The sequence below is a fragment of the Sphingomonas aquatilis genome (genome assembly GCF_014196115.1).
In the GTDB taxonomy this organism is placed as follows: domain Bacteria; phylum Pseudomonadota; class Alphaproteobacteria; order Sphingomonadales; family Sphingomonadaceae; genus Sphingomonas; species Sphingomonas aquatilis.
Map to the genome: position 1 here is coordinate 772,737 of NZ_JACIDB010000001.1, position 22,820 is coordinate 795,556.

Below are 22,820 nucleotides of genomic sequence, written 5' to 3' on the forward strand. Positions count from 1 at the left end.
AAGGCCGTTTGTCGATGATGCCCCGTTGTTTCAACGGCTTGGGCGGCGGTGCGGTGCGGCGATCCTATGCCAAGGGGCGCAGGGTGAAGCGCGTGATCTCCGACGGCACGCCCAGCCGCAGCGCGAAGCCCGGCCACAGGCCGGTGCCGTTGCTGACGTACAGCGTCATCCCGCCGACCGCATAATTTCCGGACACGAAGCCGGCATTGCCGCGCGCGACGAGCCGGTCGAGCCCGCGGATCATGCCGCCATGCGTGTGCCCGGACAGTTGCAGCGCGACTCCGCGCGCGGCGGCGTCGCGCGCCTTGCGGGGCTGATGGTCGAGCAGGATCACCGGCGCACCGGCGGGGGCGCCTCGCAGCGCGAGGGTGAGATCCGGCCCGGGCTCACCGACGCTCGGTGCCGACAGGTCGGTGACGCCGGCGACGACCAGCCGCTCCCCGCCGCGTGCGATGACCGTGTGGGCGTTGGTCAGCATGCGAAACCCCAGACCCGACAGGTGCCGCATCCATGCGCCGTAATCGAAGAAATATTCGTGATTGCCCGGAATGGCATAGACGCCGTCCGGCGCATGCAGCCGCTGGAGCGGCGCCACGTCGTCGCGTCGCATGGCCACCGATCCGTCGATGAAGTCGCCGGTGACGACGATCAGGTCGGCGCCCGTTGCATTGGTGCGATCGACGACCGCCTGCGCCCAGCGCGGCGTGAAGAGACGGCTGATGTGCAGATCGGTAAGCTGGACGACGCGATAGCCGTCGAAGGATGGCGGCAGGTCGCGGATCGCCACCGTCACGTCCTTGATCGGCGGCACGCGCAGCGCGTTGGCGACGCCGATGCCGGCGAGCACCGCGGCGAGACCCCCGACGGCGTAGCGCAGCGCGTCCGGCTCGCGGATCGCCGCCTGCCGCACGAGCATCGTCAGCAGCGCGCCGAGGTCGAGGACCAATTGGAAGGCGGCGAGCAGCACCAGGGCACCGAATGCCCAATTGAAGAGGATGACGATGGGGCGCGGAAATTCAGGCGCGAAGACCGATCCCGACGACAACCGGCTCCACAAATGGAATTGCGACGCCGCCAGCATCAGGATGCCGACGGCTATCTTGGCCCAGAGCGGTAGCGGCAGGGGCCACAGCCAGCGCGCGATGACTATCAGCGCCGGTATGGCAAAGACGAGGTTGAAGATAAGAGGCACTCCGGCGTTTGCATGCGATGCCCGCTGTAAACGAGGCACGGGGCCGCTGTGTCCATCCCCAAGTCCGCGCAAGACGGCGTGGCTGTGGCCTCTCCCTAAATTGGACGCGAGGGCAGAGGGGGCGAACTAGGCCGTGTCGACATTCACCGTCGTGATGGATTTTTCGACGAGCGGAAAGGCATGAAGACAGAAGGGTTTTGTTCGCGCGGAGGCGCGGAGGACGCAGAGATGTCACGCGGGTGGCTGCGCTTCGCCTTGACCTCGACCGAGATAGACAGGCCGCTCGCGCGGCAAACGCGACACCTCTGCGTCCTCCGCGCCTCCGCGCGAACCGTCTTGTCTTTACCTCTTCGTATCGTGGCGTGAATGCATGTCGATCGGTCCTAAAAGCCCTGTTTGACCGTGACATGCACACGATCGAGCGTTCCGGCCGTCCCATTGACGAGTTCCCGGTGCGACAGGCGCGCTTCGACGCCCAGATCGAGGCGCGGCAACGGCGACACGAACAGGTTGATCGCCGTGTCCCATACCTGCCGGGTCGACAGGGGCGAGGCGGACGCGGGGTTCCAGATGCGCTGGAACGACCCCATCCACGTGCTGCGCAACGTGCCGGTCCAGACATGACGGATCGCGGCAAATCCCGCGACCAGCGGCACGGCCACCAATCGGTCGTCCGCCGCCTGATAGATCGCATCGGCGGCGACGTTCGCGCCGACATAGCGGCCCAGACCGCGGCCGCCTGTCATCATGAAGCGGATATCGTCGCCCTTGCCCGTGGGCAGCGGTGCGATGCCCGCCAGCGAGATGCCATAGCCTTGCGCCGTTGCCGCCGGCCGGCCGTTGGCGGGATCGACGCGCATCGATCGGAACAGCCCGGTCAGCGACAGGCTGGCGCCCTTCGACGCCCAGAGCAACTGCCCGGTCACATCGGGGATGCTGTCATCGTCATTGTCCGACAGCGCGGTCGCGCCGGCCATCGCGGACACGGTTTCGGGATTTTCGATCGAGGCGGATACGGTCCATCCGGTGCCGATCGAACGGCTGTAGCGCAGCAGCATCTGCCGGACGAGCACGGTGCCGTCGGTGACGCCGACGAAATCGGCGGTTTCGGGTAGGGCTGCGACATATTGGAAGTTGCTCCAATCCTGTCCGACCGCAAAGCCGCCATAGCCCGCGACCGCGCGGCGCAGGCCGAAGGTATAGGGATTGAGCGCACGTTCCCCGCCGGCCACCGCGGGCGCGACCTGGAAATCCGCCTCGATCAGCGTGGTCAGCGACTGCGTGCCGACCGGTGTCGCGGTCTGGAAGGCAATGCGCGATTGCTTGGCCGAGGCATCGGTGAGGATACCGGATCGCCGGCCGCCGACGGGGATCGATTGCGGCAGCGACAGTTCGCGCCCCAGCGGGTTGGTCGCGGTATCGCCGTTGCCATAGCGGCTGACGATCAGGTCGCCCTTGATGAAGCCCGCGATCCGGAAGTTGGTATCGCCGATGCGGAAGCCATAGCCCGACGGCAGCGACGCCGTGCCGCCTTGCGCGGTGATCGACGGGGTGCCCGCCGGGCGGGGCAGGGGGTCGGTCGCGGCTGCGCGCGCAATCGGGGGGCTCGCAATCGGGGCGGGCGCTGTCTGGGCGGGCGTGGCGGCGACGACCGGCACGGGCTGCGCGGGCGGGTGGGTCGCATCGAGCGCGCGTTGCAGCGCGTCGAGCTGTTGTTGCAATTGTGCCACCTTGCTGCGCAGCGCCTGATAGTCCTCGGCGGACTGCGCGGCGGCGGGTGTCGCGGCGATCATGGCCACGCCGCACAGCAATAGGGCGCACGTCGTCCGCTGCCGAAGATGCGGCATTCTGTAGTCCTTTTATCGAGAGGCCCGGCGCGCGTCGCCGGCCCGATCGGCGTCAGCGCGCGATGATGGTGGAGTCGATGTCCGCGATCGTCCGGACGCCGGTCAGCGCCATCGCCACCCGCATCTCGCGGTCGAACAGGTCGAGCAGCTTGGCGACCCCCGCCTGGCCATCGGCGGCCAGCGCGTAGATGAAGGCACGACCCAGCATCGCCGCGTCTGCGCCAAGCGCCAGCATCCGCACGACGTCCAGCCCCGATCGCACGCCGGAATCGGCGAGGATCGTCAGCTGTCCTTTCACGGCGTCGGCGATGGCGGGCAGGGCGCGCGCCGAGGAGAGCACACCGTCGAGCTGCCGCCCGCCATGGTTCGACACGACGATACCCTGCGCGCCGAAGCGGACGGCCTCGCGTGCATCCTCGACATCAAGGATGCCCTTGATGACGATCGATCCCTTCCAGACGTCGCGAATCCATTGCAGGTCGCGCCAGCCGATCCCCGGATCGAAATTGGCGCCTAGCCAACCGATATAGTCCTCAAGCCCCGTGGCCGCGCCGCGATAGGCGGAGATATTGCCCAGATCATGCGGCCGGCCATGAATGCCGACGTCCCAGGCCCAGCGCGGATGGGTTATCGCCTGCAGCATCCGCCGCCATGCGGCCCCCGGTCCCGACATGCCCGAATGCGCATCGCGGTAGCGCGCGCCGGGGACGGGCATGTCGACGGTGAAGACCAAAGTCTCCACCCCGGCCGCCTGCGCCCGCTCCAGCGCGTCGCGCATGAAGCCGCGATCCTTCAGCACATAGAGCTGGAACCAGATCGGCGCGGGCGACTGGCGCTGCACTTCGTCGATGGCGCAGACCGATACGGTCGACAAGGTGAAGGGCACCTGCTTGCTTGCGGCGGCGCGGGCCGCCTGCACTTCGCCGCGCCGTGCGTACATGCCGGTGAGGCCGACGGGGGCGAGGACGACCGGCATGCCGACCGACCGGCCGAACAGCGTCGTGCCTAGGTCGATATCGGCGACGTCGCGCAACACCCTCTGGCGCAGCGCGATGTCGGACAGGTCCGACACATTGTGGCGCAGCGTATGTTCGGCGTAGGCGCCGCCGTCGATATAGTGGAACAGGAACGGCGGCAGGCGCCGCCGCGCGGCTTCGCGATAGTCGGTGGGGGCGGAGATGATCATCGGGTCGTTCCCAATTTATGACGAGAGTTCGGCGCTGCGCGCCGCAGTGGCGCGCTCGGTGCGGGCCAGGTCGTCCTCGACCTGCCGGACCGTGGTGCGCACGAATTCGAGATGGACATCGGCCGCATCACGTGCGCCGTCCGCGTCGCCCGCCACGATTCGCTCCATGATCGCGCGGTGTTGCGCCGACAGCGCGTCGAACGTGCGCGGCACGGCGTAGATCTTTTCGCGGCTCTGCGAGATGCTAGTGTGCAGCAGCCCGAACAGGCTGGACATGACATGCGTCAACACCGCGTTGCGCGAGGCATGCGCAATGGCGAGGTGGAAGGCGGCGTCGGCATGCGCCTCCGCCGCAACGTCGCCCGCGCCGTGCAGCTTCTCCATCGCGTCGAAGCGGCGGCGGATACGGTCCTTGTCCACCGCGTCGGCGCGCCGGGCGGCATGATAGGCGGCGGTGCCGTCGAGCGACTCCCGCACCTCGAAGATGTCATGGCCATAGCCAGGATTGGCCTCGACCAGTGGGGCCAGCGGTTCGGCGATCATCTGCTCGGTCCATTGCGCCGAGGGCTCGGCCAGGATCGCTCCGGCACGCGGGCGGATGATGATCCGTCCCTGTGCCGCAAGCCGGTTCATCGCCTCGCGCAGGATGTTGCGCGATACCCCCAGCGTCTCGGCCAGCGATCGTTCGGAGGGCAGGCGCGCGCCGGGCAGCAACTTGCGCTGGGCGATCAGCGCCTCGATCGCGGTTTCCGCGCGGTGGGATACGCTGGCTGAGCCGCTCATGGGATCATCCATGGCAGGAGATAGGCCTGGACGGTGGTGATGATCCCGACCAGTGCGCAGAGCGGCAGGCTGTGGCGCACGGTGAAGCGGAACAGGTCGGATTCCTTGCCCACCAACCCCACCGCGGCGCAGGCGATGGCGATCGACTGCGGCGAGATCATCTTGCCGGTGACGCCGCCGGTCGTGTTGACCGCGACCAGCAGCACATCGCTGACCCCGATCTGGTGCGCGGTGTTGGCCTGCAATGCAGCGAACAGCGCGTTGGCCGAGGTATCCGACCCGGTCAGGAACACGCCCAGCCAGCCGAGGAACGGCGAGAAGAAGGTGAAGGCCGATCCCGTATGCGCCAGTGCCAGCGCGAGCGTCGCCGACAGCCCCGAATAATTGGCGAGGAAGGCGAAGGCGAGGACCATGCCGATCGAATAGATCGGGATGAGCAGGCTCTTCAACGTGTCGACAAAGGTACGGGCCGCATCCGCCGGCTTCATCCGCAGGAAGGCGATGGTGACGATCGCCGCCAGCATGATCGCGGTGCCGGTCGCCGACAGCCAGTCGAACTTGTACACCGCTTCATAGGGCGTGACCTGCGGAACGATCGGCGGCACCTTGGCGACCAGCTTGTCGAGGAACGGCACGTGCAGCTTCAGCACGAGGTGTGCGAGCGGTCCGTTGGCGGCGAACAGCGCCTTGACCGGGGCGATGCTCCACAGCGTGACGAACACGGTCAGGATCAGGAAGGGCGACCAGGCCCAGGCGATCTGTGCGGGCGAATGGCGGACAGCCTGGGCCTTGACCGGCGCGACCGGCACCGCGCCGTCGGCGGCGACCTCCGCCGCGTCGAAGCGGAAGATGCGCTTGGGCTGCCAGAAGCGCAGGAAGATGGGCAGCGTGATCAGGGTCGCAAGCGCGGCGGTGATGTCGGGCAGCTCCGGTCCGATGAACTGCGCGGTCAGGAACTGGACGATGGCGAACGACCCACCGGCGACCAGAATGGCGGGCCAAGTCTGGCGTACGCCGCGCGGGCCGTCCATGATCAGGATCAGCCAGAAGGGCACGAGGACCGACAGCAACGGCAATTGCCGCCCCGCCATCTGCCCGATCAGGAACGGGTCGATGCCGGTCACCTGTCCGGCGACGACGATCGGAATGCCCATCGCTCCGAACGCCACGGGGGCGGTGTTGGCGATCAGGCACAGGCCCGCGGCATAGAGCGGCCGAAAGCCGAGGCCGACAAGCAAGGCGGAGGTGATCGCGACCGGCGCACCGAACCCGGCCGCGCCTTCCAGAAAGGCGCCGAACGCAAAGCCGACCAGCAACAGCTGCAGACGCTGATCCTCGGTGACGTTCAGGATCGACTGCCGGATGATGTCGAACGCGCCGGTCGCCACCGCGATACGATAGAGAAACACCGCGCCCAGGATGATCCAGGCGATCGGCCACAAACCGTAGAAGAAGCCGAACACACCGGCGGCGATCGCACTGTGTACCGGCATGCCGTACAGCGCGATGGCGACCGCCAGCGTCAGCGCCACGGTGATCGTCCCCGCGACATAGCCTTTCAGGCGGAAGACGGTGAGGGATAGGAAGAAGAATATGATTGGTACGGCGGCGACCAGGCTAGAAAGCCAGATATTGCCCAACGGATCGTAATTTTGCGCCCAGACGTCCACGGCACCTCTCTCTTCTGGTAGTACCAGATATGCGATGTTGTGGTCATTCATCGACCGAGTTGTTGCGCGCGTCAACGCAGCTAGGAGTTTAGCTGGTGCTTTGTGGTCCTACCAGTGTTGCATGCGCCCTACTTTGCCGGTCGTGCAAGGTCCGTATGGGGCAAAGCGGCAAGAGGCGCCGCCGCGTTCACTGGTGGCGCAGGGTCTTTTCGAAGCCTTCGTTCGCCTTCGTCATCTTGGCGACCTTGCGCAGATAGGTTCGGACGTGCCGTTCGAACCGATCTTCGTCGTTGAGGCCGGTCGCGGGATAGTCCTCTTGCGCGATCAGTTGCTTGAGGCGGGCGGCGAAGGCGGGCTGGTCGGCCGTGCTGTCGTCATCCTTCAGCGTGCGGCACACCCATTCCTCGGCCGCCGCCTTGTCGTAATCGTCGCGCGCGTCATAGCCTTGCCGGTCCGCCGCCGCCTGATCCAGCCGCGCGGCGGCATGCCGACGGTCCAGCCATCGGCGCACCAACGCCGGGTCCCAAGGTTTCAACGAATCCGTCATGATAGTCCCCGATCGGTCCGCAGCGATCGGACCCTGTTCGCCGCTTTCCTTAGGATGTGGCGGATCGCTTCGCTACAGGCGGGGCAATCGAAGCAATCGGATCGCGCTATGGCCAGACGTTCGAAATATGATCCCTACGATCACCTGCCCGCAGACGACGACACGCCGGCCGCGCCGCCGCCGTGCTGGCTGTGCGGCCGGCCGACGGGCAAGACCATCGTCTGGCATCATCCCGTGCCCAAGAGCCGTGGCGGCCGCGACGTCGTGCCGATGCATCCGATCTGCCAGCAGACGCTGACCGCGAACTTCACCAATTCCGAATTGCAGCGGCACGGCATGAACGTCGCGGGCCTGCTGGATCACCCCAATGTGCGCAAATTCGTCGATTGGGTGGCGAAGAAGGATCCCGATTTCACGGCGACGATCACGAAGAAGCAGCGCTGATCGCCGTCGCCCCGATCCGGCGACGCGCTATGCGGGATCGTCGGTCGGCGCCTGGGATCGGCCGAAGAGCTTCCAGCCGAGCAGCGCGGCGGCCAGCAGGCCGACGATCACCCAGGTGAGGTTGCCGAGCAGGCTGGCGATCGTCTGCACCTGATCGCTGAACGCGCGGCCCAGCGACACGTAGATCACGAGCCACAGGACCTCGCCCGCGACGTCGAGCGCGAGGAAGCGCGCCCAGGGATATTCGGTGAGGCCGCTGGTGACGTTGATCCAGGGTCCGAGCGGCCCGATCAGCCAGCGGCTGAAGAAGATGCCCCATCCCGCCCATTTGCGCGAATAGGCCTCTGCCTGTTCGACCTTGTCCGCCCCGCCGATGCGCCTGGTCACCGCCGCGAGCAGGGGGCGCCCGCCGTAGCGCCCGAAGGCATAGCCGATCTGGTCGCCGATGACGGCGCCGGCCGAGCCCGCGGCGACGACGGGCCAGAACGACAATTCCCCCTGCGCGACGAACGATCCCATCGCCACCAGCGTCAGCGAGCTGGGAAAGGGCATGCCGGCCGCCGCCAGGATCATCGCGACGAACAATGCCGGCAGACCATAGGTCGTCAGCAGTTCGAGCAGTTGGTCGGTCATCGGGCGGGCGACGCCGATCGGGATGGGGCAACGGGCGGCGGTGGCGGGCCAGGGGGCGGATATGGCGGCCGGACGTGGACGATCGCATAGGTCAATTTCGCCTCGACCTGCGACATCGACCGGCCGCTGTCGCGCGCGATGCGGGCGAGCGGCCGGCGATCCGGCGTCGGCGGCAGGTTCAGTGCGGCGTGCAGGATGTGCGGCGGAACGTGATAGGAATGCGCGACATAGCCGATCGTCATCCACGGCTCGATCGGTTCGTCGCGATGCGCGTTCCAATAGAGGGCGTCGCTGACCGTCCGCACCGCGTGATAGCCGGTGAACGCCACGATCGCGACGAACAGCGCGATCAGGGCTTTGCGCCAAGGCTGCGTGCGGGTCATGCCCCCGCGATACGCCGGGCGGGGGCGGCGATCAACGTGGCGGCGTCATCCGGGGGCGGGGCGGGTATGCTGCCCGCTTGTTCCCGAATGACGCCCTGCGGCCGTGTCAGGCGGATCGCAGGCCCAGCCATTGCGACGAGCCCGGTAGCCACCGTCGTGCGACCCCCTCGAACAGCAGAACGAGGATCAGCGTCAGGCCGAACAGCGGCAGGTAGAGCGCGAGGGCGAGGATCGCGACGACCAGGCCGGCGCCGAACCGCGCCCGGCCGACGGGGATGGGCGCGCCGAGCAGGCCGATCGGCCGCCGCCGCCACCACATGACCGCGCCCGACACCGACAAAAGGACGAGCAGCAGCGCGGTGGCGGTGCCGAGCAGCTGGTTGGCGAGGCCGAACAGCGCGCCTTCATGCGCGGCGATACCGTAGCCGATCACGCGATCGATCCAGTGGCGTTGCGCGAAATCGGTGCGGCTGACGATCCGACCGCTGGCGCCGTCGATCTTGAGCGTGCTGCGCAAGGGACGGTCTGCCGTGTCAGAGGCGACCGACCAAGGGGCGCCGGCCTGCGCGGGGGGCGTGATGAGCACCGGTCCGGCGAGGCCCAGCGGGCGGGTGGTCGCGATGACGCGGGCCAGATCGCCCGGGGACGGTGGCGGCGCCGGCATCGTCATGCCGCCATGCCCGGCATGCTCGCCCGACGCGGCATCGGCCTTGGGAGCCTTGCCGCCGATCGTCCAGTCCACCGGGCCCCGCGACGTGCCGGTGACCTGGCGCACCTGGGTGAGGTAGGTTCCCCACCCCTTGGCCCAGGGCAGGCCGGTGAGGATCAGCCCCAGCGCGAACACCGTGACCCAGATCCCCGCCGTCGCATGGAGGTCGCGCCAGAACAGGCGTCCCCGTGCGCGCAGCCGAGGGTAGAGGATTCCGGCGAGGCCGCGCCGCCCGCGCGGCCACCACAGATACAGGCCGGTCAGCAGCATCACGATCGCCCAGCAGGCGGCGATCTCGACGAGGTAGCTGCCGGCCGCTCCGGCGAGCAATTCGCCGTGCAGGCGGAAGACGACGCGCATGGGGCGCTGCTCTTCGGTCACGACGCCCAGCACGGCCAGCGAGTGGGGATCGACGTAGACGCGCCGGTCCGCGCCGCCCCGGGTAACGAGCACACGGACCGCGGCGTCGGGCCGTTCGGGCATCACATATTTGCGCAAGGTCGCGCCGGGCACGGCGTGCAACGCGGCGGCGACCTGCGCGTCCGGCGATGCCGGCGCACCTGCGACGGGCAGGCGATCATAAGGGCGGTCGAGCCAGGATTCGATCTGCGGACGCCACAGATAGATCGTGCCGGTGAGTGCCAGCCAGATCACGAACGGGATGCAGAACAGCCCCGCGTAGAAATGCCAGCGCCAGACCGACGAATAGAAGCCGCCTGCCTGTCCAGTGCGGCCCTGCGTGTCGCGTGCCATCAGAACCGTCCCTTGATGCCGGCGTAGATCGTGCGGGGCTGGCCCGCATAGACCGAGCCTGTGACGCCGCGCAGCACCGTCGGCGAATTGAGCGTGCCGTTCGCGGCCAGGCTGTTGGCGATGATCGAGGCGGAGCCGACATAGGTCGTGTCGGTCAGATTCTCGAGCGAGGCGTATAAGGACAGGCGCGACCACCAGCCGGCGCCGGCGGGGGGATCGTAATGCAGGTTCAGGTTGACCAGCGCATAGCCCGGCACGCGCAGCGAATTGGCATTGTCGATCCAGTAGCGCGAACGCCACGTTACCTCGGCGAACCCGCCCAGTCCGGCAAGCGGACCGGCAGGGCGGTCATATCCGGTTCGAAGGTTGGCGAAGGTGGGAATCACCCCCGGAATGCGGTTGCCGTCGCGGTCGAACACGGCCGACACCGTGCCCGACGTCAGCCGCTCGAGATATTGGGTGTAGCGCTGGTCGTTGTAGCTGTAATTGCCGCGGACATAGCCGCCCTCGACCAGATCGGGACGCCATTCGACCGCCATTTCGACTCCGCGGTGGATCGACCGCGGCACGTTGGTGGTGAACGACAACAGGTTGACGCCCGCCGACTGGCTGACCTGTTCGTTGCGGAACCATTCGTAATAGCCGGTCAGTTCGGCGGTGAGCGTGCGGCCGAGACGCAGCTCGGCGCCGAGGTCGACGCCGGTGTTCTTCTGGGTCTTCAGCGCGACATTGTCGCCGGGCACGCCGGCGGGCGTCACGAACAGCTGGCCGGCTTGCGGGATGCCATAAGCGGTTCCCACGCGTGCGTGCAGGCGCAGCGCCGGATCCGCCTGCCAGACGAGCGAGGCTTCGGGGGCGACATTGCCGAACCGGCGCAGCGCCGGCACCACCGTCATCGTCGGGCTGGCACCGACCGGATAGGTGTAAGCGGTCTGGCGCATGTTGATGATCGAGCGTTCCGCGCCGATGCCCGCCACGAAGGTGAGCGTCGGCGTCAGCCGCAATTCCTCACGCGCGCGGATGCCGAGGTTGCGCACGTCGCCGAACACGGTCTGCGTCGGCGCGCCGATGCCGTTGCGGCCGGCGGGCGTCTTGTTGAACGAAAAACTCTGGTTATCGAGATAGCCGTAGAACAGGCCGACGAAGCTGACCGCATCCATGCCGAACAACCGCCCGCGGTTCGTGACGTCCGAACTGATCGCATAGCTGTCCAGCGTCCCCTTGAAGGGGGTGGCGCCGGTCGGCTGGTTGACGACGCGGCTGTCGAACAGCGCCTGCGTGCGCCACGTCGTCGCCGACGACAGGTCATGCTCCCAGCGCGCGCCGACGATCGTCCGGCGATCGTTGCGGGCGAGATCGCCTTCGGTCGCGGTCTGGGCGATGCGGGTGCCGTTGATCCCGTTCACCAGGACCGAGATCGTGCCGCATCCCGGCGCGGCGGTCGCCGCCTGCTCGCACCCTTGCTGATAGGGGTTGGCGGCGAACTGGTTGAACGACAGGCGCGTCGACAGGCGGAACTCGCCCTCGTTGTAGATGAGCTTGCCGGTCAGCCGGTCGCGATCCGACAGCGCGACGGTCGCGAGCGCGTTGATCGTGCCCGTCTCATAGCCGGTATGGCCCGTTGCGCCATTGGCGCGCACGAAGCTGCCGAACAGCGCATAGTCCTGGTCGGCATTGCCGTGGCCGATCGTCGCATAGGCATTGAGATAGCCGTAGCTGCCAGCGTCCAGCCCCAGCTCGGCCCCCTGGATGTCGCGGCCGCGGCGGGTGCGGAAGTTGATCGCGCCCTCGATCGCATAATTGCCGTATCGGGCGGACGATGGCCCGCGGACCACGTCGACCGCACCGTAGGCGTGCGGATCGGTGAGGTCGAAGCGGGCGAGGCCGTCGGGCTGGGTGACCGGGAAGTCGTCTTCGAACACCTGGATGTTGCGCGCGCCGAAGCTGTTGCGCGCGTTGGAGCCGCGGATCGACACGCCCACGTCGCGCGGGCCGTTGCCGCCGATCACCGTCACGCCCGGCGAGAGCTTGACGATGTCCGCGATGGTGCGCGCCGGCGTGTTGCGGAAATCGCGGTCCGAGATGGTGGTGTCGGTCTGGCCCGTGACCTGCGTGGTGAGCGTCAGCGCGCGTCCCGTGACGATGATGTCGCCGGGCGCGGCTGACGTGTCGATGGGCGTGGACGCAACCGGCGTCGGCGTGGCGGCGGGCGCAGGCGCAGGCGCGTCGAGCTTGCGCAATTCGGCGTCGATGGCGTCCCGTTGGCGCAGCAATTCGGCGCGGCGCGGGTCGGTGGATTGGGCAGACGCCGACGACGCGGCGAGCGCGGCCAGCGAGGCCGCGGCAAGATACTGGAATGTAGGCACGATGATCCCCTGAAAGCATCAGGCGCCGTGCCGCCCGATGGGCGGCCGGCAGCCGAAACCGCGCGCGATTCGAACGATCGCCTGCGGCACGGGCGAGGGGAACGCCGCGGGGCGTCCCGTCTCGCCGTCGATCAGGCGGTGGCGGGTGGCGCGCGCAGCGGGGGGCGGAGGCGGGTGAACTGCCGCGGGGCGGGCGGAACGACGGTCCGGAAGACGGTCGCGACGATGAAGGCGACGACCAGCGCGAGCAGCAGCGGGTCGGCGCCGCTCATCGCGGGGGCGTTGAGGCCGGCGAAGGCGCAGGGTTGCTCCGCCTTGCCGTGATCCGGCTTGTCGTCGTGATGCGCCATGCCGGGCATCGCCATGGTCATCGTCACCGGGCCGTAGCCCGAGCAGATCTCGATCGTGATCGCGCCGTTCGACGAACCCAGCATATAGCCGTTGGGCACGACGATTTTCATCAGCAGCGTCAAGGCGATCAGCCAGGCGGCCAACCAGCGATGATGCAGGACATGATGGCGTATCGCGCTCACCGGACCGCCCTATCGCCCGATGGTGCCGCCGTCACCTTGCATTTTGGTAGGAGCGCGATGCGCCGGCGTGCCGTCAGCCGAACAACGGCTTCAGCGGGTTGCCGATCAGGCCGCTGACCATCGCCGCCTGGATGCGTGTTGCCGGCCATAGCTTGGACAAGGGGCCGACGATCCGGTCGCGCACGAACGGGAGCGCGTGACTGTCGGACTGGTAGACGGGGGTGAACAGCGCGGTGAGGGCCTGGTACAGATGCACGTGCCGGCGCCGCATCGCGATCGCTTTGCTCAGCGCCGTGGCCACGTCCGGCGACTGTCGCAACGCCAGCGCGAGCGCATAGGCATCGAGCAGCGCCATGTTCGCGCCCTGTCCCAATTGCGGGCTGGCCGAATGCCAGGCGTCGCCGATGTGGATCATGCCCGCTTCCGCCGGCCTCGGCAGCGTCCGGTGGGCGTAGCGGGCGAAGGTGAGCTGGTCGGGGGAGTGGATCTGGTCGAGCAAGGCGCGCGTCGCCGGCCATAAGGCAGAGACCTCCGCCTTCCAGGCATCGAGTCCCGCCGCCTGCCATTCGGCGAGCCGATCGGCGCGCAGCGACCAGAAGAGCGCCGCCTGCTGGCGCGGGTCGCCGGGAAACCGCCCGATCGGCAGCACGCCGACCATCACGCTCGCCCGCCGATAGCGCTGTTCGAGCGCGGCGGGATCGAAGCCGGCATCGGCGGGCCAGTCGAGCGTTCCCCACAGCGCACCATAAGCGAGCGTGCGGCCGCAGGGTGGCGCCAGCGGCGTCCGCGTGCCGAGCGCGTCGACGATGAGGTCGAACGGGCCGATCCGCCGGTCGCCCTCCAGCAGCAGGACGCGACGGTCGCCGGCGGTGAGGTCGCTGCCCGACACCGCGCAGCCGGTTTCGATCGCGATCCCCGCGGCCGCGACCGCCTGGTGCAGCAGTGCGAACAAAGTCGCGCGATGCACGCCGACGCCGAACCCGGCCCGCTTGCCGAGCGCCGCATAGCGGACGGACAGGACGACGCGGCCGCTGCTTCCCGCCTCGCCATGCAGGCGATCGATGCGGGCACCATGGTCGAGCAGCGCGTCGGCCAGCCCCAATGCGCGCAGGACCGCGAAACCGGTCGGCTGGATCATCAGGCCTGATCCCACGGGGCGGGGCGCATCGAACCGCTCGAACAAGGTGACATGATGGCCGTCGCGATGCAGCAGCAGCGCGGTGGCGAGGCCCGCCGGGCCGCAGCCGGCAATCGCGATGTGAAGACGCTGCATCGCGCCAGCCTAGCCGGACGGCGGCGTCGCGCCATCCCTTTCGATCGTAATGAAGTGCCGGCCGCGGTTCACACCGCCAGATCGTTTGCCTCGACATGCGCGGCGATTTCGCCGGCGGTGGTCCACCAGATGCGCGGATCGTTCGCGGCGCGGAGGTCGGTCAGCACGCGGGCGAGGGCGGGCGTGCGATGCGCCTGCCCCATGATATACGGGTGGAGCGCGATGCCGAGGACCACGGGGCGGCGGTCGCATTCCGACAGCAATTGCTCGACGGCGGCGCGGATCATGCCGGCGAACGTTTCCGCCTCCTGCCGGCGGGCGATGATCGCGGGGATGTCGTTGATCTCCTGCGAATAGGGGACCGACAGCAAGCCGCCGTGCGCGGTCGACAGCCGCGTCGGCTGGTCGTCGTGCGCCCAGTCCAGCACGTAGCGATAGCCCTGCTGCGCCAGCAGGTCCGGCGTCTGGTCGCTTTCGGAAATCCAGGGGCCGAGCCACCCCGTCGGGCGGACGCCCAGTGCGGCGAGCCGATCGGTGACGTCGCCGATCATCGTCGCTTCGCGCCGGCCGGACAGGTCGCCTTGCGCCGTGGCGTTGGTCGCGCCATGCGCCGCAATCTCGTCGCCGCGGTCGCGGCACGCCTCGGCCAGGCCGGGGCAGGCATCGAGCACGTCCGCGTTGACCAGCGCCGTGGTGCGCAGGTCGAGCCGGTCGAAGAGATCGAACAGCCGCCACGCGCCGACGCGATTGCCGTAATCGCGCCAGGCATAATTCATGACGTCGGGATCGGTCTGCGCCGGGGCCAGCTCGGCACCCAGGCCGCTGCCGAACTGGAACACCTCGTAATTGACGCCCAGATAGATGGCGAGGCGGCCACCATTGGGCCAGTCGTAGACGGGACGATCGGTGATCGGGCGATAGGCGTAGCGGTCGTGGTGCGAGCTCATCCGCCGGTAACGCGTCGCGGGCGCCTTGGGCCCAAATCATCGGTCGTCGCATGGGCTGGAACGTCCGCGCGCGTGGCTCGCTGTAGCGGCAGGTCATCACAGGAGGTCAGACGTGGGCACGGATAGCGGACGGACGACGGACACCGGCGGCGGTCGATGGGGTCGCGGTGCGGCGCTGGCGTCGGTCGCCGCCGTGCTGGGGATCAGCGCGCTGGTGGGGCGTGGCAATGCGCCCGACGCGACGCATCCGGGCGTGCGGCGCTGGTATCGCAAGCTCGACAAGCCGGGCTTCACGCCGCCCGATGCCGCCTTTGGCGCGGTGTGGCCGGTGCTGGAAACGGGGCTGGCGGTGGGCGGCTATCGCCTGCTGCGCAACCCGTCGGGGGCGAGCCGCAATGCGGCGGTCGGCCTTTGGCTGGTCAACAGCGCGCTGATCGGCGGATGGACGCAGCTGTTCTTTCGCGAGCGGCAGCTGGGTGCGAGCGCGGCGGTGTCGGGCGCGATGGTGGCGACGGGCGCGGCCTATGTCGCCACTGCCGCGCGCGTCGATCGGCCGGCGGCGGCGTTGGCCGTGCCCTTCGTCGGCTGGCTGGGCTTTGCGACGTTGCTGGCCGGGCGGATCTGGCGCGACAATCCGGCGGAGGGGCAATGCGCCGCGTAACCGTATGGCATGACGGCCAGTGTCCGCTGTGCCGCCGCGAGATCGCCATGATGCGCCGGCTGGACCGGCGCGGCCGGATCGACTTCGTCGATGTCGCCGGCCCGGGAACCTGCCCGATCGACCGCAGCGCGATGCTGGCGCGCTTCCACGCGCGCGAGGGCGACGGGCCGTTGTTGTCGGGTGCGGCCGCCTTCGCGGCGATGTGGCGGGCGATCCCGCTGCTGCGTCCGCTGGGCATCGCGGCGCGCAACCCCATCGTGCTGGCGATGCTGGAGCGCGCGTATCGCGGCTTCCTGCGGGTGCGACCGCGCCTGCAGCGCTGGCTGCGGCGGCGCGAGGCACGCGCATGAGGCCGTGGCGCGATCCCGTTGGTCCGGACCAGCAGAGCGTCTGGGACTTTCCGCGGCCCGCGGTAGCGGAGGCGAGCGACCGGCACGTCCGGATCGAGCATCGCGGCGTCGTGGTGGCGGATACCCGTGCGCCGGTCCGCACGCTGGAGACCAGTCATCCGCCGAGCTGGTACATCCCGCCGGCCGATATCACGCCCGGCGTGCTGATCCCGTCCAACCGGCGATCTTTCTGCGAATGGAAGGGGCATGCGGTGTACTGGCATGTGCAGGTCGGCGACGTCCGGCTGACCGATGTCGCCTGGAGCTATCCCGATCCGACACGCGGCTTCGCGATCCTGCGCGACCATGTCGCGTTCTACGCCGGGCCGTTCGACCGCTGCCTGGTCGATGGCGAGCAGGTGATCCCGCAGCCGGGCGGCTTCTATGGCGGGTGGATCACGGCGGACCTGGCCGGGCCGTTCAAGGGCGTGCCGGGCAGCATGGGCTGGTAGGCCGGGCGCCGCTTGCGGAACGGCAGTTCGCGTTGCAGTTTCGGTCGCCGTGCCTGGAGTGACCGAATGACCGAGGATTTCATCGCCGCCTTGCCCAAGGCCGAACTGCACCTGCACATCGAGGGCAGTCTGGAGCCCGAGCTGATGTTCGGGCTGGCCAAGCGCAACGGTGTCGCGATCCCCTATGCGTCGGTGGAGGCGGTGCGCGCGGCCTATGCCTTTTCCAATCTGCAGGATTTCCTCGACATCTATTATGCCGGGGCAGACGTGCTACGCACGCGCGCCGACTTCCACGATCTGGCCGCTGCCTATTTCGACCGGGCCGCTGGCGATGGCGTGGTGCATGCCGAGATCATGTTCGATCCGCAGACGCACACCGCGCGCGGCATCCCCTTTGGCGAGGTGATCGAGGGGCTGCTCTCTGCAATGGCGGAGGCGGAAGCGCGGCATGGCATGACCAGCGCGCTGATCATGAGCTTCCTGCGCCATCTGAGCGAGGAGGAGGCGTTTGCGACGCTGGAGGAGGCGACGCCGTGGCTCGACCGGATCACCGCGGTGGGCCTCGATTCGTCCGAAGTCGGTCATCCGCCAGAGAAGTTCGCGCGCGTCTTCGCCGCCGCCCGCGCGAAGGGGCTGAAGCTGGTCGCGCATGCCGGGGAGGAGGGGCCGCCGGAGTACGTCCGCCAGGCGCTCGACCTGCTCGACGTGGACCGGATCGATCATGGCAATCGCTCGCTGGAGGACGCGGCCTTGGTCGCGCGGCTGGCGGACGAGGGGATGACGCTGACGGTGTGCCCGCTGTCGAACCTGAAACTGTGTGTCGTCGACCGCATTGAGGATCACCCGATCGATGCGATGCTGGCGCAGGGGCTGCGCGCGACGATCAATTCGGACGATCCCGCCTATTTCGGCGGCTATGTCGCGGACAATTACCGCGCGGTGGCGGCGGCGCGGGGGCTGGACCGCCAGGCGCTGGCAACGCTGGCGCGCAACAGCTTTACCGGATCGTTCCTGCCGCCGGACGCGGTGGCGGCGCATCTGGCGCGGCTGGACGCCTTCGTCGCGGCGGCGTGAGGCAGCCAGCGTAAAAACATACGGAAAACATACGCCCTGACCCGATAATCGCTCTCGAAACCCTACGGACGCACGGCCTAATTGCCTTGCCCGCAGGAGGATCCGGCGCCCGTTCGCGGCGCCCGGATCCTCCGTTCGTGGGAGGTTCGATTTCGTGCGTATCCGTTATTGTTTTGCCGTCGCCCTGCTGCCGATCGCGGCGCCCGCTTATGCCCAGAGCACCGACACCGCGCCGCCGCCGGCCGTCACCGTCAACGGATCGGCCGCGATCCTGTCCGACTATCGCCTGCGCGGCATCTCGCAGACCGACGAGCATATGGCGGTGCAGGCCGGGCTGACCGTTGCCCACAAGAGCGGCATCTATGTCGGCGCCTGGGCGTCGAACCTTGCCGGCTGGGGCACGTTCGGCGGCGCCAATATGGAACTGGACCTGATCGGCGGGTACAAGACCAAGATCAGCCCGACCGGCACGCTCGACGTCGGCCTGACCTGGTACATGTATCCGGGCGGCGCCAACAAGACCGACTATGCCGAACCCTATGTGAAGCTGTCGGGCACCACCGGCCCGGTGTCGCTGACCGCGGGTGCGGCCTATGCGCCCAAGCAGCAGGCGATCGGCAAATGGTACGATAACGGCGCCAGCGCGGCGGCGGGCGTCTACGACCATCCCGGCGCCAAGAGCGACAATCTGTACGTCTGGGGCGACGGCGCGGCTGCGATCATGGGCACGCCGTTCACCGCCAAGGCGCATATCGGCCACAGCTGGGGCATGGATGGCCTGGGCCCCAATGCCACCGCGCCGACGCCGACCGGCGATTATTGGGACTGGTCGCTGGGCGTCGACACCAGCTGGCACAATCTGACGCTGGGCGTGGCCTGGATCGATACGAACATTTCGGACCGCGACGCCGCCTATCTGCGGCCGAGCTTCAGCAAGGGACAGGACGGCACCGGCAACATCGCCGGCAGCACCGCGCTCGTCTCGCTCACCGCCGCCTTCTGAACGGGGAGACCTTTCCATGCAGGATATCATCTGGCTGTCGATCATCGGCGGGCTGTCGGCGCTGACGCTGGCCTATGCCCGCCTGTGCGACAAAGCGTGAGGGCGCGACCATGACCATCGACCTGTGGCTCGCCGCCGCCTGCGCGCTCGGCCTGCTCGCCTATCTGGTGGCGGTATTGCTCCGCCCCGAACGCTTCTGAAGGGAGCGCCGTCATGACCATCCAGGGTTGGGGCCTGATCCTCGCCTTCGTCGCGGTGCTGCTCGCCCTCGTCAAGCCGGTCGGCCTGTGGCTGTTCGCGCTGTACGAGGGGCGACGCACGCCGCTCCATGCCGTGCTCGGCCCCGTCGAGCGCGGCTTCTATCGTTTGTCGGGCATCGACCCGGCGGAAGAGCAGGGCTGGCGCCGCTACGCCGTCCATATGCTGCTGTTCAACATCGCGCTGATGCTGTTCACCTATGCCGTGCTGCGCTTGCAGGCGGTGCTGCCGCTCAACCCGCTGCATTATGCGGGCGTGGGCGCGGACGGTGCGTTCAACACCGCGATCAGCTTCACCACCAATACCAACTGGCAATGGTATGCGGGCGAATCGACGCTGTCGAACCTCAGCCAGATGCTGGCGCTGACCATCCACAATTTCACGTCGGCAGCGACGGGCATCGCGCTCGCCTTCGCGCTGTTCCGCGGTTTCGCGCGGCGGAAGGCGAGTGGCATCGGCAACTTCTGGGCCGACATGACCCGGATCACCCTGTACCTGCTGCTGCCGGCGTGCATCGTCTACACGATCTTCCTGATCGCGAGCGGCGTGCCGCAGACGCTGGCCGGATCGGTCGACGTGACGACGCTGGAGGGGCTGCGCCAGACGCTGGCGCTGGGCCCGGTCGCCAGCCAGGAAGCGATCAAGATGCTCGGCACCAACGGTGGCGGCTTCTTCAACGCCAATAGCGCGCATCCGCTCGAAAACCCCGGCGCGCTGGTCAATTTCGTGCAGATGGCGTCGATCTTCGTGATCGGCATGGGCCTGACCTGGACGTTCGGCAAGGCGGTGGGCGACACGCGCCAGGGCTGGGCGATCCTGGCGGCAATGATGCTGCTGCTCCTGGCCGGCGTCGGCGTCACCTATTGGCAGGAAGCGGCGGGCAACCCGGTGCTGCACCATCTGGGCGTCGCGGGCGGCAACATGGAGGGCAAGGAGGTGCGCTTCGGCATCGCCGCGTCCGCCTTGTTCTCGGTCGTCACCACGGCGGCGTCGTGCGGCGCGGTCAATGCGATGCACGACAGCTTTACCGCGCTGGGCGGCATGATCCCGCTGATCAACATGCAGCTGGGCGAAGTGGTGGTCGGCGGCGTCGGTGCCGGTATCTATGGCTTCCTGCTGTTCGCCATCCTCGCCGTCTTCGTCGCCGGCCTGATGGTCGGGCGCACGCCCGAATATGTCGGCAAGAAGATCGAGGCGCGCGAGGTGAAGCTCGCCGTGCTGGCGATCGCGGTGCTGCCGCTGGTGATCCTGGGCGGCACGGCGCTGTCCGCAGTCGCGCAGGCGGGCCTTGCCGGGCCGCTCAATAAGGGGCCGCATGGCTTCAGTGAAATCCTGTACGCCTTCACCAGCGCGGTCGGGAACAACGGATCGGCCTTTGCCGGCCTGACCGCGGGTACGCCCTGGTACAACGGCCTGCTGGGCGTCGCGATGTGGATCGGGCGGTTCTTCGTGATCGTGCCGATGCTGGCGATCGCCGGCAGCCTTGCCGCCAAGCGCCACACGCCGGCGGGCGCGGGATCCTTCCCGACCACCGGCGGCCTGTGGGTCGGCCTGCTGGTCGGCATCATCCTGGTGCTGGGCGGCCTCACCTTCCTGCCGAGCCTCGCCCTCGGTCCCATTGCCGATCATCTCGCGATGATCGGTGGCCAGCTTTCGTAAGGGGCGCCGTCATCATGGCCCAGACACGCAACGCATCCTTGTTCACCGCAGAGCTGATCGTGCCGGCGATCCGCGATGCCTTCGTCAAACTCGATCCCCGGCAATTGATCCGTAACCCGGTGATGTTCACCACCGCCGTCGTCGCGGTGCTGCTGACCGTCCTGCTGGCGGTGGGGCAGGACGGCCTGTCGACCGGCTTCAAGCTGCAACTGGTCGTCTGGCTGTGGCTGACGGTGCTGTTCGGCACCTTCGCCGAGGCGCTGGCGGAAGGCCGCGGCAAGGCGCAGGCGGCCAGCCTGCGCGATGCTAAAGCCGAACTGAAGGCCAAACGGCTGATCGGTGTCGGCGACGCCTGGGAGCTGGTCGCGGGCACCCGGCTGAGCGTCGGCGACGTCGTGCTGGTCGAGACGGGCGACCTGATCCCGTCGGACGGCGAGGTGATTCAGGGGGTCGCATCAGTCAACGAAGCCGCGATCACCGGCGAAAGCGCGCCGGTGATCCGCGAGGCGGGCGGCGACCGGTCGGCGGTAACGGCGGGCACGCGCGTCATCTCCGATTCGATCAAGGTGCGCGTCACCGTCGAGCCGGGGCAGGGCTTCCTCGATCGCATGATCGCGCTGGTCGAGGGTGCCGAGCGGCAGAAGACGCCGAACGAGATCGCGCTGACCATCCTGCTGACCGGCCTGACGATCATCTTCCTGATCGCGGTCGCGACCATTCCGGGCTTCGCCAGCTATGCCGGCGGGTCGATCCCGGTCGCGATCCTGGCGGCGCTGCTGATCACGCTGATCCCGACGACGATCGCCGCCTTGCTCTCGGCAATCGGCATCGCGGGCATGGACCGGCTGGTCCGCTTCAACGTGCTCGCCAAGTCGGGCCGCGCGGTGGAGGCGGCGGGCGATATCGACGTGCTGCTGCTCGACAAGACCGGCACGATCACGATCGGCGACCGGCAGGCGAGCGAGTTCCGCAGCGTCGGCGGCGCGAGCGCCGAAGACCTCGCCGAAGCCGCACTGCTCGCCAGCCTGGCGGACGAGACGCCCGAAGGCCGGTCGATCGTCGTGCTGGCGCGCGAGCGCTTCGGCCAGACCGCGACGCTTCCCGATCATGCCGAGGTAATCGCCTTTACCGCGCAGACCCGCGTGTCGGGGGTGCGGATCGGCGACACGCTGATCCAGAAGGGCGCGGTCGATTCGATCCTGCGCGCCAATCCGGGCAGCGGAGAGACCGCGGCGGCGACCGAATTGCGCCGTATCACCGACGAGATCGCCCGCGCCGGCGGCACGCCGCTGGCGGTGGCGAAGGACGGCCGCCTGCTCGGCGCGATCTTCCTGAAGGACGTGGTGAAGGCGGGCATCCGTGAGCGCTTCGCCGAATTGCGCCAGATGGGCATCCGCACCGTCATGATCACCGGCGACAATCCGCTGACCGCCGCGGCGATCGCGGCCGAGGCGGGGGTCGACGACTTCCTCGCCCAGGCGACGCCCGAGGACAAATTGGACCTGATCCGCAAGGAACAGACCGGCGGGCGGCTGGTCGCGATGTGCGGCGACGGCACCAACGACGCGCCCGCGCTGGCGCAGGCGGACGTGGGCGTCGCGATGAACACCGGCACGCAGGCCGCGCGCGAGGCGGGCAACATGGTCGACCTGGACAGCGACCCGACCAAGCTGATCGAGGTCGTCGGCCTCGGCAAGCAGTTGCTGATGACGCGGGGGGCGCTAACGACCTTCTCGGTCGCCAATGACGTCGCCAAATATTTCGCGATCATCCCGGCGATGTTCGTCGCGCTGTATCCGGGGCTGGGCGTGCTCAACGTGATGGGGCTGACGACGCCGCAGAGCGCGATCCTGTCGGCGATCATCTTCAACGCGCTGATCATCCCGGCCCTGGTGCCGCTGGCGCTGAAGGGCGTGACCTATCGCCCGATGGGGGCGGGGCCGCTGCTGGCACGCAACCTGGCCATTTATGGCCTGGGCGGGCTGCTCGCGCCGTTCGTCGGAATCAAGCTGATCGACATCGTCGTCGGTGGCCTCGGACTGGCCTGAGGAGTAGATA

22 protein-coding genes are annotated in these 22,820 nt (G+C 68.3%); 9 read left to right on the forward strand and 13 right to left on the reverse strand.

Features of this window, described 5'->3' with window-relative positions:
• Positions 1-64: 64 nt before the first annotated feature.
• The 6 genes from GGR47_RS03630 to GGR47_RS03655 all read right to left on the reverse strand — a co-directional run bounded on the left by GGR47_RS03630 (position 65) and on the right by GGR47_RS03655 (position 7,225).
• Positions 65-1,192: a metallophosphoesterase gene (locus GGR47_RS03630; protein WP_147034901.1), complete on the reverse strand. Its 1,128-nt coding sequence runs from the start codon at positions 1,190-1,192 to the stop codon at positions 65-67.
• A 383-nt stretch (positions 1,193-1,575) separates the two neighbouring features.
• A complete protein-coding gene (locus GGR47_RS03635; protein ID WP_244305040.1) occupies positions 1,576-3,039 on the reverse strand; it encodes a porin in 1,464 nt (487 codons plus the stop codon).
• A 52-nt stretch (positions 3,040-3,091) separates the two neighbouring features.
• The gene (gene lldD, locus GGR47_RS03640; protein WP_147036116.1) at positions 3,092-4,225 is read right to left on the reverse strand and encodes an FMN-dependent L-lactate dehydrogenase LldD; all 1,134 of its coding nucleotides are present in this window, start codon (positions 4,223-4,225) and stop codon (positions 3,092-3,094) included.
• Between the two features lie 15 nt (positions 4,226-4,240).
• A complete protein-coding gene (locus GGR47_RS03645) occupies positions 4,241-5,008 on the reverse strand; it encodes an FCD domain-containing protein (RefSeq protein ID WP_147036117.1) in 768 nt (255 codons plus the stop codon).
• A complete protein-coding gene (gene lldP / locus GGR47_RS03650; protein WP_147036118.1) occupies positions 5,005-6,678 on the reverse strand; it encodes an L-lactate permease in 1,674 nt (557 codons plus the stop codon). The genes GGR47_RS03645 and lldP overlap by 4 nt, the downstream gene beginning before the upstream one ends.
• A gap of 187 nt (positions 6,679-6,865) precedes the next feature.
• Positions 6,866-7,225: a hypothetical protein gene (locus GGR47_RS03655; RefSeq protein WP_183949430.1), complete on the reverse strand. Its 360-nt coding sequence runs from the start codon at positions 7,223-7,225 to the stop codon at positions 6,866-6,868.
• A gap of 108 nt (positions 7,226-7,333) precedes the next feature.
• On the opposite strand from GGR47_RS03655, the gene GGR47_RS03660 reads away from it, so the two are divergent.
• Positions 7,334-7,669 (forward strand): hypothetical protein, encoded by a 336-nt coding sequence (locus GGR47_RS03660; RefSeq protein ID WP_017978023.1) that lies wholly within the window; start codon positions 7,334-7,336, stop codon positions 7,667-7,669.
• A gap of 27 nt (positions 7,670-7,696) precedes the next feature.
• Here the strand turns inward: GGR47_RS03660 and GGR47_RS03665 are convergent, their stop codons facing one another.
• From GGR47_RS03665 to GGR47_RS03695, 7 genes are all read right to left on the reverse strand, one after another.
• On the reverse strand, positions 7,697-8,302 hold the full coding sequence (locus GGR47_RS03665; protein ID WP_017978024.1) for a DedA family protein: 606 nt from the start codon (positions 8,300-8,302) through the stop codon (positions 7,697-7,699).
• Positions 8,299-8,685 carry a hypothetical protein gene (locus tag GGR47_RS03670; RefSeq protein ID WP_147036119.1) on the reverse strand — a complete coding sequence of 129 codons (387 nt, stop codon included), beginning with the start codon at positions 8,683-8,685 and terminating at the stop codon, positions 8,299-8,301. Before GGR47_RS03670 ends, GGR47_RS03665 begins: the two co-directional genes overlap by 4 nt.
• Positions 8,686-8,791: 106 nt before the next feature.
• On the reverse strand, positions 8,792-10,147 hold the full coding sequence (locus GGR47_RS03675) for a PepSY-associated TM helix domain-containing protein (protein ID WP_147036120.1): 1,356 nt from the start codon (positions 10,145-10,147) through the stop codon (positions 8,792-8,794).
• The gene (locus GGR47_RS03680; protein ID WP_147036121.1) at positions 10,147-12,513 is read right to left on the reverse strand and encodes a TonB-dependent receptor family protein; all 2,367 of its coding nucleotides are present in this window, start codon (positions 12,511-12,513) and stop codon (positions 10,147-10,149) included. The genes GGR47_RS03675 and GGR47_RS03680 overlap by 1 nt, the downstream gene beginning before the upstream one ends.
• 131 nt (positions 12,514-12,644) lie before the next feature.
• On the reverse strand, positions 12,645-13,046 hold the full coding sequence (locus GGR47_RS03685; RefSeq protein WP_244305042.1) for a DUF2946 family protein: 402 nt from the start codon (positions 13,044-13,046) through the stop codon (positions 12,645-12,647).
• Positions 13,047-13,119: 73 nt separating this feature from the next.
• The gene (locus GGR47_RS03690) at positions 13,120-14,319 is read right to left on the reverse strand and encodes an FAD-dependent oxidoreductase (RefSeq protein WP_147036122.1); all 1,200 of its coding nucleotides are present in this window, start codon (positions 14,317-14,319) and stop codon (positions 13,120-13,122) included.
• A gap of 68 nt (positions 14,320-14,387) precedes the next feature.
• Positions 14,388-15,266, reverse strand: a complete 879-nt coding sequence (locus GGR47_RS03695) for a polysaccharide deacetylase family protein (protein ID WP_147036123.1) — start codon at positions 15,264-15,266, stop codon at positions 14,388-14,390.
• Between the two features lie 112 nt (positions 15,267-15,378).
• Here GGR47_RS03695 and GGR47_RS03700 point away from each other — a divergent pair, with 112 nt between their 5' ends.
• From GGR47_RS03700 to kdpB, 8 genes are all read left to right on the forward strand, one after another.
• The gene (locus GGR47_RS03700; protein WP_147036124.1) at positions 15,379-15,927 is read left to right on the forward strand and encodes a TspO/MBR family protein; all 549 of its coding nucleotides are present in this window, start codon (positions 15,379-15,381) and stop codon (positions 15,925-15,927) included.
• On the forward strand, positions 15,915-16,277 hold the full coding sequence (locus GGR47_RS03705; protein ID WP_147036125.1) for a thiol-disulfide oxidoreductase DCC family protein: 363 nt from the start codon (positions 15,915-15,917) through the stop codon (positions 16,275-16,277). Before GGR47_RS03700 ends, GGR47_RS03705 begins: the two co-directional genes overlap by 13 nt.
• The gene (locus GGR47_RS03710) at positions 16,274-16,768 is read left to right on the forward strand and encodes a DUF427 domain-containing protein (protein ID WP_147036126.1); all 495 of its coding nucleotides are present in this window, start codon (positions 16,274-16,276) and stop codon (positions 16,766-16,768) included. Before GGR47_RS03705 ends, GGR47_RS03710 begins: the two co-directional genes overlap by 4 nt.
• A gap of 66 nt (positions 16,769-16,834) precedes the next feature.
• Complete coding sequence (locus GGR47_RS03715; protein WP_147036127.1) at positions 16,835-17,842, forward strand: adenosine deaminase; 1,008 nt, start codon at positions 16,835-16,837, stop codon at positions 17,840-17,842.
• Between the two features lie 154 nt (positions 17,843-17,996).
• The gene (locus GGR47_RS03720; protein ID WP_147036128.1) at positions 17,997-18,845 is read left to right on the forward strand and encodes a TorF family putative porin; all 849 of its coding nucleotides are present in this window, start codon (positions 17,997-17,999) and stop codon (positions 18,843-18,845) included.
• 110 nt (positions 18,846-18,955) lie between these two features.
• On the forward strand, positions 18,956-19,045 hold the full coding sequence (gene kdpF, locus GGR47_RS03725) for a K(+)-transporting ATPase subunit F (protein ID WP_017978036.1): 90 nt from the start codon (positions 18,956-18,958) through the stop codon (positions 19,043-19,045).
• 13 nt (positions 19,046-19,058) lie between these two features.
• The gene (gene kdpA, locus GGR47_RS03730) at positions 19,059-20,762 is read left to right on the forward strand and encodes a potassium-transporting ATPase subunit KdpA (protein ID WP_147036129.1); all 1,704 of its coding nucleotides are present in this window, start codon (positions 19,059-19,061) and stop codon (positions 20,760-20,762) included.
• A gap of 14 nt (positions 20,763-20,776) precedes the next feature.
• Positions 20,777-22,810, forward strand: a complete 2,034-nt coding sequence (gene kdpB, locus GGR47_RS03735) for a potassium-transporting ATPase subunit KdpB (RefSeq protein WP_147036130.1) — start codon at positions 20,777-20,779, stop codon at positions 22,808-22,810.
• Positions 22,811-22,820: the final 10 nt, after the last annotated feature.

What these genes read in the sequence shown, in the direction of transcription:
- lldD (WP_147036116.1), bottom strand. Translation starts at nt 4,225, where the DNA reads ATGATCATCTCCGCCCCCACCGACTATCGCGAAGCCGCGCGGCGGCGC.
- GGR47_RS03695 (WP_147036123.1), bottom strand. Translation starts at nt 15,266, where the DNA reads ATGAGCTCGCACCACGACCGCTACGCCTATCGCCCGATCACCGATCGT.
- GGR47_RS03705 (WP_147036125.1), top strand. Translation starts at nt 15,915, where the DNA reads ATGCGCCGCGTAACCGTATGGCATGACGGCCAGTGTCCGCTGTGCCGC.
- GGR47_RS03660 (WP_017978023.1), top strand. Translation starts at nt 7,334, where the DNA reads ATGGCCAGACGTTCGAAATATGATCCCTACGATCACCTGCCCGCAGAC.
- kdpB (WP_147036130.1), top strand. Translation starts at nt 20,777, where the DNA reads ATGGCCCAGACACGCAACGCATCCTTGTTCACCGCAGAGCTGATCGTG.
- GGR47_RS03645 (WP_147036117.1), bottom strand. Translation starts at nt 5,008, where the DNA reads ATGAGCGGCTCAGCCAGCGTATCCCACCGCGCGGAAACCGCGATCGAG.
- GGR47_RS03670 (WP_147036119.1), bottom strand. Translation starts at nt 8,685, where the DNA reads ATGACCCGCACGCAGCCTTGGCGCAAAGCCCTGATCGCGCTGTTCGTC.
- GGR47_RS03635 (WP_244305040.1), bottom strand. Translation starts at nt 3,039, where the DNA reads ATGCCGCATCTTCGGCAGCGGACGACGTGCGCCCTATTGCTGTGCGGC.
- GGR47_RS03665 (WP_017978024.1), bottom strand. Translation starts at nt 8,302, where the DNA reads ATGACCGACCAACTGCTCGAACTGCTGACGACCTATGGTCTGCCGGCA.
- GGR47_RS03690 (WP_147036122.1), bottom strand. Translation starts at nt 14,319, where the DNA reads ATGCAGCGTCTTCACATCGCGATTGCCGGCTGCGGCCCGGCGGGCCTC.
- GGR47_RS03715 (WP_147036127.1), top strand. Translation starts at nt 16,835, where the DNA reads ATGACCGAGGATTTCATCGCCGCCTTGCCCAAGGCCGAACTGCACCTG.
- GGR47_RS03675 (WP_147036120.1), bottom strand. Translation starts at nt 10,147, where the DNA reads ATGGCACGCGACACGCAGGGCCGCACTGGACAGGCAGGCGGCTTCTAT.
- GGR47_RS03655 (WP_183949430.1), bottom strand. Translation starts at nt 7,225, where the DNA reads ATGACGGATTCGTTGAAACCTTGGGACCCGGCGTTGGTGCGCCGATGG.
- GGR47_RS03710 (WP_147036126.1), top strand. Translation starts at nt 16,274, where the DNA reads ATGAGGCCGTGGCGCGATCCCGTTGGTCCGGACCAGCAGAGCGTCTGG.
- kdpA (WP_147036129.1), top strand. Translation starts at nt 19,059, where the DNA reads ATGACCATCCAGGGTTGGGGCCTGATCCTCGCCTTCGTCGCGGTGCTG.
- kdpF (WP_017978036.1), top strand. Translation starts at nt 18,956, where the DNA reads ATGACCATCGACCTGTGGCTCGCCGCCGCCTGCGCGCTCGGCCTGCTC.